Here is a 15,592-nt window from a genome sequence, read left to right as displayed (position 1 = left end):
CACAGCCCATGGACCTGCCTTCGCCGGGTCCGATAGCGCAGACCCGCCTCGCTTGCAAGTGGGCCGCGCGCGCCCGCCAGCGCAGAGCCGGTATTTTACAAAATCTTTACCGCCGATCGAATAGGCTGCGGACCACACCGGCCGGGAGGCCCGCAAGAAGCAGCGAGATGGCCACCCCCCGACATGGCGAAAAGCAGGCAACACAAGCACGAGAAACGCGGGGAGGCAGCGGACCGTCCGCCTGTCCTGCCGCTCGGCGTGATGATCGGCGCGCTCGTGACCTTCATCGCGCAGCTTTGCTATGCCTTGCCGATGTTCTGGAGCTATATGCGCGGCAATACCGCTGCGCGCGCAGACCTCACCCCGATCAGCGCGCTTCTGCTCAATATCGCGCTCATCCTGCTCGGATGGTTCCGGTATCGCGATCTTCGGGCCGAAATCGCCGCCCATCGCCGCGATGCGAGCCGCGCCCGGTCGCTTGCGCTTACCGATGCGCTGACCGGGGCGCTCAACCGACGCTCGCTCATGCCCGAACTCGACGCACGGCTCGAACAGGCGCGCAATACCGGGCGCGCCGTGGCCTTTCTCATGGTCGATATCGACAGGTTCAAGCAGGTCAACGACCTCAACGGCCACCGCGCGGGCGATGCCGTCCTCGTCGAGGTGGTCTCCCGCATACGCGCGCTTCTGCCCGACCATGCGTGCATCGCGCGGCTCGGCGGTGACGAATTTGCCTGCGTGCTGGATTACGACAGCGACGCACCCGGCGCGCTGGAGGAAGTGTGTGCGCGGCTCGTCGTCGCGGCAAGCCGGCCCATTGCGGTTGCCGGCGGCTCGATCTGCGTGACGCTTTCGCTCGGCATCGCGTCGAGCCTCGATATCGCAAAATGCAAGGCGCCCGGTTCGGCCGCGCTGCTGCACATGGCCGACATGGCGATGTATCACGCCAAGAAGCACGGCCGCGACCGATTCCACTGGTACACGCCGGAGATGGAGAGCGAACTGCAACGGCGCAGCGCGCTCGAAAACGGTATCCGCCGCGGCATCGCACAAGGGGAATTCGTTCCCTATTACGAGCAGCAGGTGGACCTCGAAACCGGCAGGCTGACGGGCTTCGAAATGCTTGCCCGCTGGCAAAATCCGGAACTGGGGCTCATCACCCCGGATGCGTTCATTCCCGTTGCCGAGGAAATGAACGTGATCGCCGAATTGTCCGAGACCGTGATTGCGCAGGCGTTGCGCGATGCACGCGAATGGGATCGGGAGCTGATCCTGTCGGTCAATATCTCCCCGGTGCAGATCCGCGATCCGTGGTTCGCGCATCGCCTGGTCAAGCTTCTGGCTGCGGCGAATTTTCCGGGCGAGCGGCTCGAAATCGAAATTTCCGAAGGATGCCTGCGCGAGGATATGGCGCTCGTGCGCTCGATGATCACCAGCCTCAAGAATCAGGGGGTGCGCGTCAGCCTCGACGATTTCGGCAACAGCTATGCGTCCATGTCCGAACTGCGCGCGCTGCCCTTTGACAGGGTGAAGATCGATCGCGGCTTCATCGCGCAGCTCACCTGTCAGGAAGAGAGCGAGGCCGCGGTGCACGCGATCAGCGCCATCGCGCAAGGGTTCGACCTCCCCGTCACGGTCGAGGGCGTCGAAAGTGGTCCCGTGCGCAACCTGCTGCGCAAGATGGGGCGGTTCAAGGGACAGGGCTATTATTACGGGCGCCCCGAACCGGCCGAGCGGGTCCGTGCCCGCTTGCGCAGCGAAGCGCGCCTTGTCGTGAACGAGCCGCCGCGCACCGAACGCGATGCCACGAAGGCCGAGAGGGACAATCCGAACACGGCCTGGCGCCCCTGAAACCGGCGCATGGTGCGCGCGGATCCTGTCACCGCGCACTGGACGTTGCCCGCTGCACTGCCTAGAGCCGGGACCATGCAGATCCCTTTCACCAAGATGCACGGGCTGGGCAATGATTTCGTCGTGCTGGACGCGCGCGAAAGCAGCCTGCCGCCACTCGGCCCGGCCACGGCCGCAGCGCTCGCCGACCGTCACACGGGCATCGGCTGCGATCAGCTCGTATTGATCGAACCGTCGCGGCATGCGGACTGGAAAATGCGGATTTTCAATGCCGATGGGAGCGAGGTCGAGGCCTGCGGCAATGCCGCCCGCGCGGTCGGCATGCTGATCGGCGGGGCGGTATCGCTCGAAACGCTGGGCGGCGATATTCGCGCCGTGCCCGACGGCGGCGGCATTGCGGTCGACATGGGCGTGCCGCGTTTCGGGTGGCAGGATGTTCCGCTCGCCTATGCAATGGACACGCTTTCCTTGCCGCTGGGGTGGGACGGCCTCGAAAATCCGGTGTGCGTGAATGTCGGCAACCCGCATGCGGTGTTCTTCGTCGCCGATGCCGATGCGGTGGCACTCGACACGCTTGGCCCCGTTATCGAAAACGATGCGGTCTTTCCCGAACGGATCAATGTCAATGTCGCAAGCGTAACGGCGCGCGACGCGATCTCTCTGCGCGTATGGGAGCGCGGCGCCGGGCTCACGCGTGCGTGCGGAACCGGCGCGTGCGCGACCGCGGTGGCGGCGATGCGGCGGGGGCTGACGGGCCGTGACGTGACCGTGACCCTGCCGGGCGGCCCGCTTTCCATCCGGTGGGACGATGATGACCGCATCACCATGACCGGCCCGGCGACCATCGCCTTTACAGGACAGTTCGATTGGGGCGATTACGCGTGAGCGAGGCGCAGATCGTGACGCTCGGCTGCCGCATGAATATCGCCGAGAGCGACAGCATCCGCGCCATGCTCGCCGACAGCCCCGATACCGTGGTCGTCAACAGCTGCGCCGTGACGGAGGAGGCCGTGCGCCAGACGCGCAAGGCAATCCGCCGCCTGCGCCGTGCGCGCCCCGATGCGCGGCTGCTCGTCACCGGATGCGCGGCCGATATCGAACGCAGCCAGATTTCGGCGATGGACGAGGTGGACGGCATCGTCGCCAATACGGCAAAGCTCGATCCGCGCAGCTGGAACGTGCCCGCCGCCACCGTGCCGCGCCCCGATGTCGCCCACACGCGCGCCTTCATCGCGGTGCAGAACGGGTGCGATCACGCCTGCACCTTCTGCGTCATTCCGCAGGGCCGCGGACAGAGCCACTCGCTCACCATCGCGCACGTGCTTCGCGAGGTGGAGGGCCATCTTGCGCTCGGCGCACCGGAGATCGTGCTGACCGGCGTGGACGTGACCTCGTGGGGTGGCGATCTGCCGGGACGTCCTGCGCTCGGCACGCTCGTCGGTGCGATCCTCGATGCGTTTCCCCGGCTGGCCCGGCTCCGCCTGTCGTCCGTGGACGGGGCGGAGATGGACGATACGCTCGCCGCGCTCCTCATGCACGAAGCGCGGGTCATGCCGCATGTGCATCTCTCGCTCCAGTCGGGCGACGACATGATCTTGAAGCGGATGAAGCGGCGCCATTCCCGGGCGCAGGCGATCACGCTCGTCGAACGGTTGCGATCCGCGCGCCCCGACATGGCCATCGGCGCCGACCTCATCGCCGGATTTCCGACGGAAAGCGACGCCATGCATGCCTCCAACCTGTCGATCATTCGCGAATGCGGCATCGTGCACGGGCATGTCTTTCCCTATTCGCCGCGGCCCGGCACGCCCGCCGCGCGCATGCCGCAGGTGCCGCCGCCCATCGTGAAACGGCGCGCCGCGGAATTGCGCGCCGCCGTTGCCGAAACGCGCGATGCGTGGCTGCGCGGGCTTCACGGAAGCGTGCATCGGGTGCTCGCCGAACGCGATGGCACCGGCCATGCCGAGAATTTCGCCCGGTTCCGCCTCCCCGACGGGGTCGCGGCGGGCACCATCGTCACCATGAAAGCGGGCGCGGTCGAACATGGCCTCGTCACCGGGAGTATCGTATGAGCGAAAGCTGGAAAGACCGCGTTTTCGGAGGATTCCGCAAGACATCGGCCCGGCTGTCCGAAAACCTGTCGGGCATAACCGGCGCCACGCGGTTGAGCGAGGATCAGCTCGACGAGCTTGAGGATGCGTTGATCCTGTCCGATCTCGGCCCGCGCGCGGCGATGCGCATTCGCGACCATCTTGCCGAAAAGCGGTTCGAGCGCGGCGCCGACCAGCGCGCGATACAGGAAGCCGTCGCCGAGGAGATCGCCGAAATCCTGCGCCCCGTGGCAAAGCCGCTCGACATCGTGGCCTTTCCTAGGCCGCAGGTCATCCTCGTCATCGGGGTCAACGGATCGGGCAAGACGACCACCATCGCAAAGCTCGCCCATCTGTTTCAGGAGCAGGATTATTCGGTCATGCTGGCCGCCGGCGACACGTTCCGCGCCGCCGCCATCGGGCAGTTGAAGGTATGGGCGGACCGGCTCGGCATCGACATCGTCACCGGACCAGAAGGCGGCGACCCGGCCAGCGTGGTGTTCGACGGGGTGAAGGCCGCGACTCAGCGGGGCATCGACACGCTGATCGTCGACACCGCCGGACGCTTGCAGAACAAGCGCGAATTGATGGACGAGCTGTCCAAGATCCGCAAAGTGCTCTACCGGCTCAATCCCGAGGCGCCGCATGACGTGCTCCTCGTGCTCGACGCGACGAATGGACAGAACGCGCTGCAACAGGTCGAGGTGTTTCAGCAGAGCGCCAATGTCACCGGCCTCATCATGACGAAGCTCGACGGGACCGCGCGCGGCGGCGTGCTGGTCGCGGCGGCGCAGCAGTTCGGGCTGCCCATTCACGCGATCGGGGTGGGCGAACGGATCGACGATCTGCGCCCCTTCGATCCCGAACTTGTCGCCCGCGTGATTGCAGGAATCGCCTGATGGAACAGCGCCCCACCCCTTCCCCGGCGCCGAAGCGCAAGTCCGGCCTGCTCAATCTCGCCATCGATTACGGGCCGCTGCTCGTGTTCTTCATCGTCTATCGCTGGGCCAGCCCGGACGATTACGGCAATGCGGTCGGCGAGGTTCTGGCCGTGGTGAAGGGGACGGTGGCCTTTATCGTAGCCGCCCTGGTCGCGCTCGCCGTGTCGAAGTGGAAGCTCGGCCATGTCACGCCGATGCTGATGCTCTCGACCGCACTGATCGTGTTTTTCGGCGGGCTGACCATCCTGTTTCAGGATCCGGTGTTCGTACAGGTGAAGCCGACGATCATCTACTCCCTCTTTGCCGCCGCGCTGCTCATCGGCGTCTGGCGGGGCAAGGCCTTGCTCAAATATCTGCTCGATGCCGCGTTCGAGGGGCTTTCGGATCGGGGATGGATGAAGCTGTCGCGCAACTGGGGTTTGTATTTCATCGGTCTTGCCGTGCTCAACGAGGTGCTGCGCGCGACCTTGTCGTTCGATAGCTGGCTGGCGACGAAATTCTACGTGTTCATGCCGCTCTCGTTCCTCTTCACCTTCAGCCAGCTGCCGATGATGATGCGCGAGGGGCTCGGTGGCGGCGCGGCGGACGAAGCGATGAGCGAGCAGCCGCCCACCGGCGAGTGACCCGGACCCGGCGCCCGCCCCATAAGGCAGGCCGGGACCGGCAGCGCCGCTAAATCTTCAGCTGGCTGCCCAGTTCCACGACGCGATTGGTCGGCAGGCGGAAGAATTCCATCGCGCTCGCCGCATTGCGCAGCATCCATGCGAACAGCTTCTCCCGCCACAGCGCCATGCCGGGCTTGTCCGCGCTCAACAAAGTCTGGCGCGAGAGGAAGAAGCTCGTCTGCATCATGTCGAAGGGTGCGCCGCACATCTCGATCGTCTTGAGCGCGCGCGGCACGTCGGTTTCCTCCAGAAATCCGAAATGCAGCGTCACCTTGAAGAAGCTGTCGCCGAACTGCTCCACATGGGAGCGATGGCCCGCATCGACGAAGGGCACATCCTCGATGATCACGGTGAGGATCACGACCCGTTCGTGCAGCACCTTGTTATGCTTGATATTGTGGAGCAGCGCGGACGGCACGCCCGCATTCGCGCTGGCCATGAAGACCGCCGTTCCCGGCACGCGCGCGGCCGAATTATGCGCCGATTTCGCGAACACGCCGATGGGGATCGATTCCACCGCCATGTTCTCCTTCATCAACGCGCGGCCCCGGTTCCACGTGGTCAGCAGGGTAAAGATGACCAGCCCCATCACCAGCGGCACCCAGCCGCCATCGGGAATTTTCGTAAGGTTCGCGCCGAGATAGGCCGCGTCCAGAAGGAAGAACACGATGAGCAGCGGGGCTGCCTGCCACCATTTCCATTTCCACAGTTTTAGCAGCACGACGCCGAGCAGGAAATTGTCGATCATCATCGCGCCCGTCACCGCAATGCCATAGGCGGCAGTGAGGTTCGACGAACGCTGGAACACCACAACCAGCAGGAGCACTGCGGTCATCAGCGCCCAGTTCACCAGCGGAATGAAGATCTGCCCGGCATGCAGCGAGGTATGCTTGATCGTCATGCGCGGCACGAAGCCGAGCTGTATCGCCTGCTGCGTGACGGAGAACGCGCCGGAAATCACCGCCTGGCTGGCGATGACCGCCGCCATCGACGCGATGATGAGCAAGGGCCACTGAAACCAGTCGGGTGCGAGATAATAGAACGGGCTTTCCAGCGCGGCGGGATTGCGCAGCAGCAGCGCAGCCTGCCCCAGATAATTCAGCGTCAGCGCCGGCAGCACCAGCGTCATCCACGATACGCGGATCGGCGGGCGCCCGAAATGACCCATGTCGGCATAGAGCGCCTCCGCCCCCGTCACGGCGAGCACCGCGGCACCCATCGCGAGAAACCCGCGCAGCGGATCGGCAATGAACATCGACACGGCATAATGCGGCGACAGCGACCACAGCACGTCGGGCATGCGGAAGATACTGGCAAGGCCGAGCACCGCGATGGTGGCGAAATAGACCAGCATGACCGGCCCGAACAATTTCGCCACGCGCGCCGTCCCGCGCGACTGTATGAAGAAAAGCCCGACGATGATGCCCATGACGAGCGGCACCACGAAATCCTTCATCCCCGGCGAATAGACGGCCAGCCCCTCGATCGCGCCGAGCACGGACACCGCCGGCGTGATCATCGAATCGCCGTAGAACAGCGCGGTCGCGAACACCCCCATCAGCACGACGAACTTCGTCACGCGCTTGTCCTTGCGCATCGCGCCCTGGATGAGCGCGATGAGCGCGAGGCTCCCGCCCTCGCCGCGGTTGTCGGCGCGCATGATGATCGTCACGTATTTGATCATCACGATCACGATCATGGACCAGAACATGAGGCTGATGATGCCGAACACGTGCAGCTGATCGAGCGGAAGCGGATGATGCCCGGCAAACGTGTCGCGCATCGCGTAAAGCGGGCTGGTGCCGATGTCGCCGAACACGACGCCAATGGCACCGACGGCGAGTTTCAGGACGTTCTTTTCATGGCTGCGATGCTGGTCTGCCGGAAGCCCGGCAGGCAGCGTCGGAGAAGTCTCGCCCTTGGCGGTCTCGCTCATCGGATACTCCTGCCATGGGGGCGGGCGTGCAACGTATTGCCGGCACATGATGCCAGGCGGGCCATAGCGGATCGCCGCTTAGCAGCGGGCGAACCGCCCGGCAAGCAGGCGCATGCAGGGCCCATCATTGCCGCCCCTGCGCCGATGTCGGCGGCAGCGACGCAGCGCCATTCTCCGGTCCGCGGCCTTCCTGCATCGCGATCAGCGTGTCGAGCTGCCGCAGCTGCGCATCGAGAATCGGAGCGAGCGGAGAGCCGGCGATCGCAGGGCGGGCGCGAAGACGCATCCATGTCTCGCGCGCCTCTGCAAATTGCCCCGATTGCGCCTGCGCCAGGCCGGTAAAGAACGCCGGCCCCGGATTGCCCGGCGCCAGCAGCGAAGCCCGGCGATAGGCAAGCGACGCCGCCGGGGTCAGCATCCCCTGCGCATGACCGACGAGCGCATTGCCGAGCGCGAGCCACAATTGCGGATCGTCGGGGGTTTGCCGGATCGCGCCGCGAAGCAGGCCCGCCGCCGTGCCATATTGCCCCTGCCGGACGAGCGCGTCGGCAGTGATGAGATAGTTGGAGCCGGAGCCGAAATCCGCGCTCATCGCGTTGCGCAATTCGATGAGCGCGGCCTGTCCGTCATCGCTCTCCGCAATCGGTTGCCCCGGCACGCCGGCAAGGCCCGGACTGCCCTGCACCGCATAGCCGGCGAGCCCGAACAAAAGCGCCGCCGCCGTGATCTCGCGCCCGCCGCGCGGCATCCGCAGCACGAAATTCAACGCCAGCCACACCGCCACCGCCGCGCCGATGATCACGATCCAGCTCATGCCATGCCCCCGCCCGTCCGCGCGCCCTTCCGGAACCGGCGGCGCAGCAGCAGCGCGGCCAGCGCGGCCAGCACCACCGGCGCGGCGAACAGCGGCCAGGTCAGCGGCTTCAACTCGGGCTTGTAGCTGATGTAATCGCCGTACCGGTCGACGAGCCAGGCGCGGATCGCCTCCGGCTCCTCGCCCGCGGCGATGCGCATGCGGACCTGGCTGCGCATGTCGCCGGCCATCGGCGCGTCGGAATCGGCGATGGACTGGCTCTGACACCGCACGCAGCGCAGCGTTTCCATCAATGCCTGCGCCTCGGCCTCCTGCGCCGGATCGTCGAGCTGCGTATAGGCGTAGGGCGCGGGCGGCATGCTGTCCTGCGCCGCGGCGACGGACGCGGCGGCGGCGAGCGACAGCGACACGAACGCGAGGATTGCTCGGGTCATAGCGGCTCTTTCGCCTTGCGCCATTCGGACATGATCTGCGCAATGTCGCGCTCCATGATCGGGCCCATATGCTGATACCGGATGATCCCGTCGCCATCGATGACGAAGGTTTCGGGCACGCCGGACGATCCGATGCCGAGTTGGACCGCGCTCACATCGTCCTTGCCAATCGCGCGATAGGGGTTGCCGTTACGCTCCAGAAACTGCGCGATATCCTCGCTCCGGTCGCGGATGGCGACACCGTCGATCGGCACCCCCTGCGCGGCGAGGGTATCGAGCTGCGGCGCCTCCACCGCGCAGGGCACGCACCAGCTTGCAAAAATATTGAGCAGGCGTGGCTCACCCTTCGTAAAACCCGCGCGCGACAGTCCGGGCGTGCCCTCTACGCCGGCGGGGAGCGTGAATTGCGGGAGCGGATTGCCGACCATCGCGCTGCGCACGTCGCGTTCCCCCGGCGCCATCAGCCCGTATGCGACGAGCGCCACGAAACCGATGAACAGCGCAAGCGGAAGCCAGATGGTCCAGCGCGACCGGCGTCCGGGCGTCGGCGCGCTCATGCCTGCGCCTCGCGATATTCGCGCCGCTCGGCGAGCCGCACCCGGATCGCCCGCTGTTTCCAGTCGGCGATGACCCGCCCGATCAGCGCGAGCAGACCGCCCAGCGCCACCATCAACCCGCCCAGCCAGATCAGCGTCACGAACGGCTTCCACCACAGCCGCAATTGCCAGCGCCCGCCGTCGGCTTCCTGTCCCAGAACGGCATAAAGCTGCCCGTTCCAGCGTGTCGCCAGCGCCGATTCATTCGTGGCCGTGGGGGGCGAGAAGAAATTGCGGGCCTGCGGGCGAAGCACGACCGGCGCCCCGCCGCGATAGCGGGCCGTCATCGTCCCCTCCAGCGCGGTCCAGTTGGGGCCGGCGATCGGCTCGATTTCGGAGAGCCTCACGTCCCATGGGCCGACCGCGACCGTATCGCCGATGGCCGCCGCGGCAAGCCGCTCGGTCGTAAAGGCAGCATTGCTGGCCATCCCGGCAAGCGCCACGGCGAGGCCGAAATGCCCGACCACCATGCCCCACACGGCAAGCTTTACCCGGCGCGGATTGCGGCCCACCACCGGCAACACGCTCGCAATCGCCAGCATTGCGGCGAGCGCGAGGCCGAGCAGTGGCAGGATCCCGATCCCCGGCGCGAGGACGAGAGCCGCCACCAGCGCAATTGCGAATATCGCCACCGGCACGATCATCCGGCGCCCGACGCGCGCAAAGCGATCCTCCCGCCAGCGCAGCAGCGGGCCGATCGCCATGACCGCCACCATGGGAAAGGCGAAGATCGCGCCGACCGGATTGAAATAGGGCGGCCCGACCGACACGCGCACGCCGAACGCCTCGGTCAAAAGCGGGTAGAGCGTGCCGACCATCACGATGCCGAGAATGGCGGTCAGCGCGACATTGTTGAACACCAGCGCGGCTTCACGGCTGCTCCATGCAAACTGCTTGCCCTCGTTCACGGTGGAGGCGCGCAGGCCGAACAGCACCAGCGCCCCGCCGATATAGAGGCACAGAAGCGCAAGGATGAAACTGCCGCGTTCCGGGCTCACCGCAAAGGAATGCACACTGGTCAAAACGCCGGAGCGCACGAGGAACGTGCCCACCATCGACATCGAAAACGCCACGACGCCCAGCATGATCGTCCATATCCGCAAGGCATCGCGCGCGGCCAGCACGCTCACCGAATGGAGCAGCGCCGTCGCCGCCAACCACGGCATGAGCGAGGCATTCTCCACCGGGTCCCAGAACCACCAGCCGCCCCAGCCCAGCTCGTAATAGGCCCAGTAACTGCCCGCCGTGATCCCGATGGTCAGGAATATCCACGCGCCCAGCACCCAGGGCCGCATCGCGCGCGCGAATTGCGGCCCGACCTCCCGCGTCATCAAGGCGCCCACTGCAAAGCTGAACGCAACCGAAAGCCCGACATAGCCGAGATAGAGCGTGGGCGGATGGAACGCGAGGCCGAGATCCTGCAACAGCGGGTTGAGCCCCGCCCCCACCCGCGCCGCCGGTTCGAGCCGGGTGAACGGGTTGGAGGAAAACAGCAGGAAGGCGTAGAAGCCAAGGCTCACGAATGCCTGCGCGGCAAGCGTCGCCAGCATGGTGCGTTCGGGCAGACGCCGTTCGAGCAGCGCGATCGCCGCCCCCGAAAGCGCCATGACCGTCACCCAAAGCAGCATCGAGCCTTCGTGATTGCCCCATGTCCCCGCGAGCTTGAACACGAACGGCTTGTCCACATGGCTATTGGACGCGACCAGCAACACCGAAAGATCGGTGCGCAGGAACAGCCAGATCAGCGCAAAGAACGACAGCGTCACCAGCACGCCCTGCATCACCGCGACGGGGCGCACCGATCCGGCGAACCCGGCGCCCGCCTCGCGGAGCGACAGCAGCCCCGTAAAAAGCTGCAGCAACGCAAATGCCGCCGCAAACCATAGCAGCGCAAGGCCGAGTTCCGCAATCATTGCGCCTGCGCCTCGTAGGTTTCGGCGACGATTTCGCGCTGCTGCGCGTCGGTCATGTCCTGTAATTCGCGCGGCATGTAATTCTCGTCATGCTTGGCAAGCAGGTTGGTCGCGACGAATGCGGTGGGGCCCATCGACCCTTCGGCGACGACGCCGGACCCTTCGACGAAAAGGTCGGGTACGATGCCCGAAAACTCAACCGGGACCGATGCCTGCCCATCCGTCACGGTAAAGCGGATCGTCACGCCATCGTCCATCGTCTCGATCGAGCCATCCGCGACCATCCCGCCCAGCCGCACCGCCTGCCCCGGTTCGGGCGGGTCGGACACGATGTCGGACGGAACGTAGAAATAGCTCGCCTGATTGCGCAGCGCATAGGCCGCCAGCAACCCCGCCCCGATGAGCACGCACAGCGCGACGATCACGAGCACCAGCCGCTGATGCTTGGGTTTGAGCGACGCGCTCATTTCCCGCGCGCCCGGTCGCGGCGGCGTTCGGCGCGGCGCATCGCGACCCACGCCCACGCCGCGGTCGCGAACGTGCCGCCCACGCCCACCGCATAGGCCGCCCAGACAAACGGCCACTGATCGAGCCCTTCGGTCATGCCGGAACGGTCACGCCAGCGCACGCCGGCGCAGGCGCGCCTCCGCCTGAATATCGGCGAGCAAGGCCCGCATGCGCGCAAGCACGATCCCGCCGAAAAGAAGCGAGAAACCAAGCGTCGACAGCAGCAGCGGCACGAGAAAGACCGGGTCGATCGCGGACTGCCCCATCGTGATGCTGGGCGGTTGATGGAGCGAGTTCCACCACACCACCGAACGATTGATGATCGGAATATTGACCGCCCCGACCAGCCCGAAAATGGCCGTCACACGGCTGCCACCGGCCCCCGCGGCCATGTCCCGCTGTGCCGCGCCGGCCAGCGCGATATAGCCGAAATACAGGAACAGCAGCACCAGCATCGAGGTCAGCCGGCCATCCCACACCCACCATGTCCCCCATGTCGGGCGGCCCCAGATGGACCCGGTGACAAGGCAGATCGCGGTGAATGCCGCACCCGGCACCGCCGCCGCGCGCGCCGCGATTCCGGCCAGCGGATGTCGCCACACAAGCTCGACCAGACTGGCGATGGCGATGGCGGTCCACCCGCCCATCCCCAGCCACGCCGCCGGCACGTGAAGATAGAGAATGCGCACCGTTTCGCCCATCAACCGGTCCGCCGGCGTCGCCAGCAGTCCCCACGCGAGCGCCCCGCCGGCGACGATCATCCCCGTCACCAGCAACGCCGGCGTCAGCCAGCGGGCGATCGTCAGGAAGCGTTTAGGATTGGCAAAACCATGCATAGCGTTACGCCGCCCGCTTTGGCACCGCTGTCGCGCCGCGGCAAGGCACCGACTCGGCCCCTGCCCCGCGCCGCGGCGGTGCGGACAGGCGTGACTGACTGCGCAGCGGCGGTCAGCTGCGCCCGATGCGGCGGCGGGCCATCATGTCCGCGATCGTCGCCGGGGTTTCGCCCGTACGGTCGCATTCGGCCCAGATTTCGACGAGCCGGCCGGGGATCTGGCGGATTTTCTCACGCACCTCGTTCACATCGGCGGTCCGGCCGTTCTGCCGCGCGAGATATTCGATCGTAACCGAAATGATCCCGCCCGCATTCAGCACGTAATCGGGCGTGTAGAGAATGCCGCGCTTGGCCAGCATCTGCCCGTGTTCGGGTCGGGCCAGCTGATTATTGGCGCCGCCCGCGACGATCTGCGTGTCGAGCCGGGCAATGCCCTCGTCATCGAGGATGGCGCCCAGCGCGTTGGGGCTGAACACGTCGCAGGCAACGCCCATGATCTCGTCCGCTGCAACCGCGCGCGCTCCGAGGTCGCGGGCCAGGGTTGCGGCGCGTTCGGCATTGACGTCGGCCAGCGTCAGCTGCGCGCCATCCTTGGCGAGCATGCGCGCGAGGCGGCCACCGACGCTGCCGGTGCCCTGCACCGCGACATGCACCCCGTCGAGCGTTTCGCGGCCAAGCTTGTGACGGACCGCGGCGGCGAGGCCGAGGTATATGCCCATCGCGGTGAACGGGCCGGGATCGCCGCCCGCGGCCTGCGCGCCTTCGGTCGGAAGGCCGGTGACATGCGGGGTCGCGCGGGCAATGGCGACCATGTCCTGCTCCGAAATGCCGACATCCTCGGCCGTGACATATTGCCCGCCGAGCGCGTCGACGGCGCGGCCATAAGCCTCCAGCATGGCATCGGTCTTCGTACCGTCCGCATCGGCCAGCAGAACCGCCTTGCCGCCGCCCATGGGGAGATCGGCCATCGCGTTCTTGAAGCTCATCCCCTGCGACAGGCGCAGCGCGTCGGTCACGGCATCGGCGGAATCGGCATAGTGCCAGAACCGCGTGCCGCCCGCCGCCGGGCCAAGATGCGTGGAATGGATGGCGATGATGGCGCGCAGCCCGCTCTTGCGGTCATGGACCAGCGTGACTTTTTCATGATCGTCGAAAGCGGGATTGCTCCACATCGCGGCGCGTCTCCGATGCTGCGGGCAATGCGGGGGATCGAACGCCCGCTGCCAGTGAAAAATGGGGCGATCGAGGGGTCTCGAACCCCCGACCTCCGGTACCACAAACCGGCGCTCTAACCAACTGAGCTACGATCGCCATAAACATGCCGACCGCGGGAATTCCCGGGCCGGGCGTGCCTGTTTTCACCGACGGGCGACGACGTCAAGCGCTATCGCCAGCGGGTTCGCCCTGTTGCACAGCCATTGCGAGAAGGGAAGCAAAAAACGTCAAACCCCGGATTTTGCGCAAGATTCCATCGCCGCCCGTTTTTTTGTCGCCAGCCGTTCGCCGCGCGCGCCCATTGCATTCGATTCGCGCGGACACTTGGCGCGCCGCACCGGCTTGCTTATGGAGAGACGCCATGAGTTCCCACGCATCATCGGTCGCGGCCCGGCTGCGCGAAGACCCCGCCGTGCAGCAGCACCCCTCGCCCAAGCTGGAACTGTTTACCCGGCGCGGATTTCTCTCTCCCGACGATTGCACCGCGCTCATCGCGCTCATCGATGCAGACCGGCGCCCGTCCACCATCGCCGACCCCAATGGCGACGCCTATTTCCGGACGAGCGAAACGTGCGACCTCGATTCCGGGATCGAGGTCGTCGCCCGGCTAGATGCCGCGATCTGCGCGCTGTCGGGGCTCAACCCCGCGCATGGCGAACCGCTTCAGGGGCAGCGTTACGCCGTCGGTCAGGAGTTCAAGGCGCACACCGACTATTTCTCCCCCGGCGGCGAGGATTACGACAAATTCTGCGCCGTCGCGGGGCAGCGGACCTGGACCTTCATGATCTATCTCAACGAACCGGACGCGGGCGGCGCCACCCGTTTCAAGGTGATCGGCAAGACGTTTCAGCCCGAAACCGGGCGCCTCGTCGCGTGGAACAATCGCAAGGGGGATGGCGCGGTCAATGCGAGCACGCTCCACCACGGAATGAAGGTGCGCAAGGGCACCAAATATGTCATCACGAAATGGTTTCGCGAACGCCCCTGGGGCTGAATCACGTCAGCTCGAGCACCGAATCCCCGCGCGCCAGCACGAAAAGCGGAAGCCCCGCATCCCGTGCCCGTTCCACCGCCATGCTCGTCGGTGCCGAGATCGTGACGAGCGCGCTCAATCCGCCCCGCACCGCTTTTTCGACCAGCTCGAAACTGCATCGCGCGCTCAACATCGCAAAATGCGGGGCCGCGCCGCCCGGCGCCGCCCCGGCGGCGGTCCACGCGCCGATCGCCTTGTCGAAGGCATTGTGCCGGCCGACATCCTCGCGCACGCATGCGATCGCGCCATCCATCGTGCAGATCGCGGCCGCATGCGCGGCACCGGTCGCGCGGCCGATCGGCTGATGGTCGCGCAACATGCCGCCGGCGCGGAAAATGGCCGCGGGTTCGGGCTGCATCGGAACCGCGACCGGCGGCAACGGGCGGGCCACCTCGGCCAACGTGTCCATGCCGCACAGCCCGCAACTGGAATCGCCGATCCGGCGCCGCACCCGTTCCGCCATAGTTCCGGCATTGCTGCCCGGAAGATGCGCGCGAACGATCCATCCATCGTCGATCCGCGCGACATCGACGGACAATGGGGGAGCGTCGGGCGAAATGAGTCCCTCGCCAATGGCGAACCCGCGCGCATAATCGGCAAGATCTTCAGGCGTCGCCATCATGACCGCCCACGTCACCCCGTCGAATTCGAGCGCGACCGGCACTTCGCCTGGAAGCGGGCGCTCCACCTGCCGCGCGGATCGGCCATCGGCGAAATGTTCGGTGAAACGGGCGGCCGTGGTGCCCCCGGCATCGCTTTACG

The 15,592-nt window shown here is 66.3% G+C and carries 16 protein-coding genes and 1 tRNA gene; 6 read left to right on the top strand and 11 right to left on the bottom strand.

Features of this window, described 5'->3' with window-relative positions; genetic code table 11:
* Positions 1-183 precede the first annotated feature (183 nt).
* The 5 genes from JD971_RS13085 (at position 184) to JD971_RS13065 (ending at position 5,505) form a co-directional block, all read left to right on the top strand.
* Positions 184-1,851: a bifunctional diguanylate cyclase/phosphodiesterase gene (locus tag JD971_RS13085; protein ID WP_202084041.1), complete on the top strand. Its 1,668-nt coding sequence runs from the start codon at positions 184-186 to the stop codon at positions 1,849-1,851.
* Between the two features lie 75 nt (positions 1,852-1,926).
* The gene (gene dapF / locus JD971_RS13080; protein ID WP_202084039.1) at positions 1,927-2,736 is read left to right on the top strand and encodes a diaminopimelate epimerase; all 810 of its coding nucleotides are present in this window, start codon (positions 1,927-1,929) and stop codon (positions 2,734-2,736) included.
* Positions 2,733-3,923: a MiaB/RimO family radical SAM methylthiotransferase gene (locus JD971_RS13075; RefSeq protein ID WP_202084037.1), complete on the top strand. Its 1,191-nt coding sequence runs from the start codon at positions 2,733-2,735 to the stop codon at positions 3,921-3,923. Before dapF ends, JD971_RS13075 begins: the two co-directional genes overlap by 4 nt.
* A complete protein-coding gene (gene ftsY, locus JD971_RS13070) occupies positions 3,920-4,840 on the top strand; it encodes a signal recognition particle-docking protein FtsY (protein ID WP_202084035.1) in 921 nt (306 codons plus the stop codon). Before JD971_RS13075 ends, ftsY begins: the two co-directional genes overlap by 4 nt.
* Positions 4,840-5,505, top strand: coding sequence for an inner membrane-spanning protein YciB (locus JD971_RS13065; RefSeq protein WP_202084033.1), 666 nt, complete (start codon positions 4,840-4,842; stop codon positions 5,503-5,505). The genes ftsY and JD971_RS13065 overlap by 1 nt, the downstream gene beginning before the upstream one ends.
* 49 nt (positions 5,506-5,554) lie before the next feature.
* Here JD971_RS13065 and JD971_RS13060 read toward each other — a convergent pair whose 3' ends face one another.
* From JD971_RS13060 to JD971_RS13015, 10 genes are all read right to left on the bottom strand, one after another.
* A complete protein-coding gene (locus JD971_RS13060) occupies positions 5,555-7,483 on the bottom strand; it encodes a potassium transporter Kup (RefSeq protein WP_202084031.1) in 1,929 nt (642 codons plus the stop codon).
* A 124-nt stretch (positions 7,484-7,607) separates the two neighbouring features.
* The gene (locus JD971_RS13055) at positions 7,608-8,297 is read right to left on the bottom strand and encodes a tetratricopeptide repeat protein (RefSeq protein ID WP_202084029.1); all 690 of its coding nucleotides are present in this window, start codon (positions 8,295-8,297) and stop codon (positions 7,608-7,610) included.
* Positions 8,294-8,731 carry a cytochrome c-type biogenesis protein gene (locus tag JD971_RS13050; RefSeq protein WP_202084027.1) on the bottom strand — a complete coding sequence of 146 codons (438 nt, stop codon included), beginning with the start codon at positions 8,729-8,731 and terminating at the stop codon, positions 8,294-8,296. Before JD971_RS13050 ends, JD971_RS13055 begins: the two co-directional genes overlap by 4 nt.
* A complete protein-coding gene (locus JD971_RS13045) occupies positions 8,728-9,288 on the bottom strand; it encodes a DsbE family thiol:disulfide interchange protein (RefSeq protein ID WP_202084025.1) in 561 nt (186 codons plus the stop codon). The genes JD971_RS13050 and JD971_RS13045 overlap by 4 nt, the downstream gene beginning before the upstream one ends.
* On the bottom strand, positions 9,285-11,240 hold the full coding sequence (locus JD971_RS13040; RefSeq protein WP_202084023.1) for a heme lyase CcmF/NrfE family subunit: 1,956 nt from the start codon (positions 11,238-11,240) through the stop codon (positions 9,285-9,287). Before JD971_RS13040 ends, JD971_RS13045 begins: the two co-directional genes overlap by 4 nt.
* The gene (ccmE, locus tag JD971_RS13035) at positions 11,237-11,707 is read right to left on the bottom strand and encodes a cytochrome c maturation protein CcmE (protein WP_202084021.1); all 471 of its coding nucleotides are present in this window, start codon (positions 11,705-11,707) and stop codon (positions 11,237-11,239) included. Before ccmE ends, JD971_RS13040 begins: the two co-directional genes overlap by 4 nt.
* Entirely contained in the window at positions 11,704-11,868 is a 165-nt protein-coding gene (locus tag JD971_RS13030; RefSeq protein ID WP_202087803.1) for a hypothetical protein, read from the bottom strand. The genes ccmE and JD971_RS13030 overlap by 4 nt, the downstream gene beginning before the upstream one ends.
* Positions 11,855-12,583: a heme ABC transporter permease CcmC gene (ccmC, locus tag JD971_RS13025; protein WP_202084019.1), complete on the bottom strand. Its 729-nt coding sequence runs from the start codon at positions 12,581-12,583 to the stop codon at positions 11,855-11,857. The genes JD971_RS13030 and ccmC overlap by 14 nt, the downstream gene beginning before the upstream one ends.
* 112 nt (positions 12,584-12,695) lie before the next feature.
* The gene (locus JD971_RS13020; RefSeq protein ID WP_202084017.1) at positions 12,696-13,754 is read right to left on the bottom strand and encodes a Glu/Leu/Phe/Val dehydrogenase; all 1,059 of its coding nucleotides are present in this window, start codon (positions 13,752-13,754) and stop codon (positions 12,696-12,698) included.
* A gap of 62 nt (positions 13,755-13,816) precedes the next feature.
* A tRNA-His gene (locus JD971_RS13015) sits at positions 13,817-13,893 on the bottom strand.
* A gap of 265 nt (positions 13,894-14,158) precedes the next feature.
* Between JD971_RS13015 and JD971_RS13010 the strand changes: the two genes are divergently transcribed.
* Positions 14,159-14,791, top strand: coding sequence for a 2OG-Fe(II) oxygenase (locus JD971_RS13010; RefSeq protein WP_202084015.1), 633 nt, complete (start codon positions 14,159-14,161; stop codon positions 14,789-14,791).
* A 1-nt stretch (position 14,792) separates the two neighbouring features.
* Here the strand turns inward: JD971_RS13010 and JD971_RS13005 are convergent, their stop codons facing one another.
* Positions 14,793-15,518 (bottom strand): formate dehydrogenase accessory sulfurtransferase FdhD, encoded by a 726-nt coding sequence (locus JD971_RS13005; protein WP_202084013.1) that lies wholly within the window; start codon positions 15,516-15,518, stop codon positions 14,793-14,795.
* Between the last annotated feature and the right edge of the window lie 74 nt (positions 15,519-15,592).

The organism is Croceicoccus sp. YJ47 (assembly GCF_016745095.1).
GTDB lineage: Bacteria > Pseudomonadota > Alphaproteobacteria > Sphingomonadales > Sphingomonadaceae > Croceicoccus.
This window is presented reverse-complemented; position numbering and strand designations above follow the sequence as displayed.

Bases quoted from the DNA above. Each gene is read 5' to 3' on its own strand.
- JD971_RS13085 (WP_202084041.1), top strand. From the start codon at position 184: ATGGCGAAAAGCAGGCAACACAAGCACGAGAAACGCGGGGAGGCAGCG.
- dapF (WP_202084039.1), top strand. From the start codon at position 1,927: ATGCAGATCCCTTTCACCAAGATGCACGGGCTGGGCAATGATTTCGTC.
- ftsY (WP_202084035.1), top strand. From the start codon at position 3,920: ATGAGCGAAAGCTGGAAAGACCGCGTTTTCGGAGGATTCCGCAAGACA.
- JD971_RS13065 (WP_202084033.1), top strand. From the start codon at position 4,840: ATGGAACAGCGCCCCACCCCTTCCCCGGCGCCGAAGCGCAAGTCCGGC.
- JD971_RS13060 (WP_202084031.1), bottom strand. From the start codon at position 7,483: ATGAGCGAGACCGCCAAGGGCGAGACTTCTCCGACGCTGCCTGCCGGG.
- JD971_RS13055 (WP_202084029.1), bottom strand. From the start codon at position 8,297: ATGAGCTGGATCGTGATCATCGGCGCGGCGGTGGCGGTGTGGCTGGCG.
- JD971_RS13050 (WP_202084027.1), bottom strand. From the start codon at position 8,731: ATGACCCGAGCAATCCTCGCGTTCGTGTCGCTGTCGCTCGCCGCCGCC.
- JD971_RS13045 (WP_202084025.1), bottom strand. From the start codon at position 9,288: ATGAGCGCGCCGACGCCCGGACGCCGGTCGCGCTGGACCATCTGGCTT.
- JD971_RS13040 (WP_202084023.1), bottom strand. From the start codon at position 11,240: ATGATTGCGGAACTCGGCCTTGCGCTGCTATGGTTTGCGGCGGCATTT.
- ccmE (WP_202084021.1), bottom strand. From the start codon at position 11,707: ATGAGCGCGTCGCTCAAACCCAAGCATCAGCGGCTGGTGCTCGTGATC.
- ccmC (WP_202084019.1), bottom strand. From the start codon at position 12,583: ATGCATGGTTTTGCCAATCCTAAACGCTTCCTGACGATCGCCCGCTGG.
- JD971_RS13020 (WP_202084017.1), bottom strand. From the start codon at position 13,754: ATGTGGAGCAATCCCGCTTTCGACGATCATGAAAAAGTCACGCTGGTC.
- JD971_RS13010 (WP_202084015.1), top strand. From the start codon at position 14,159: ATGAGTTCCCACGCATCATCGGTCGCGGCCCGGCTGCGCGAAGACCCC.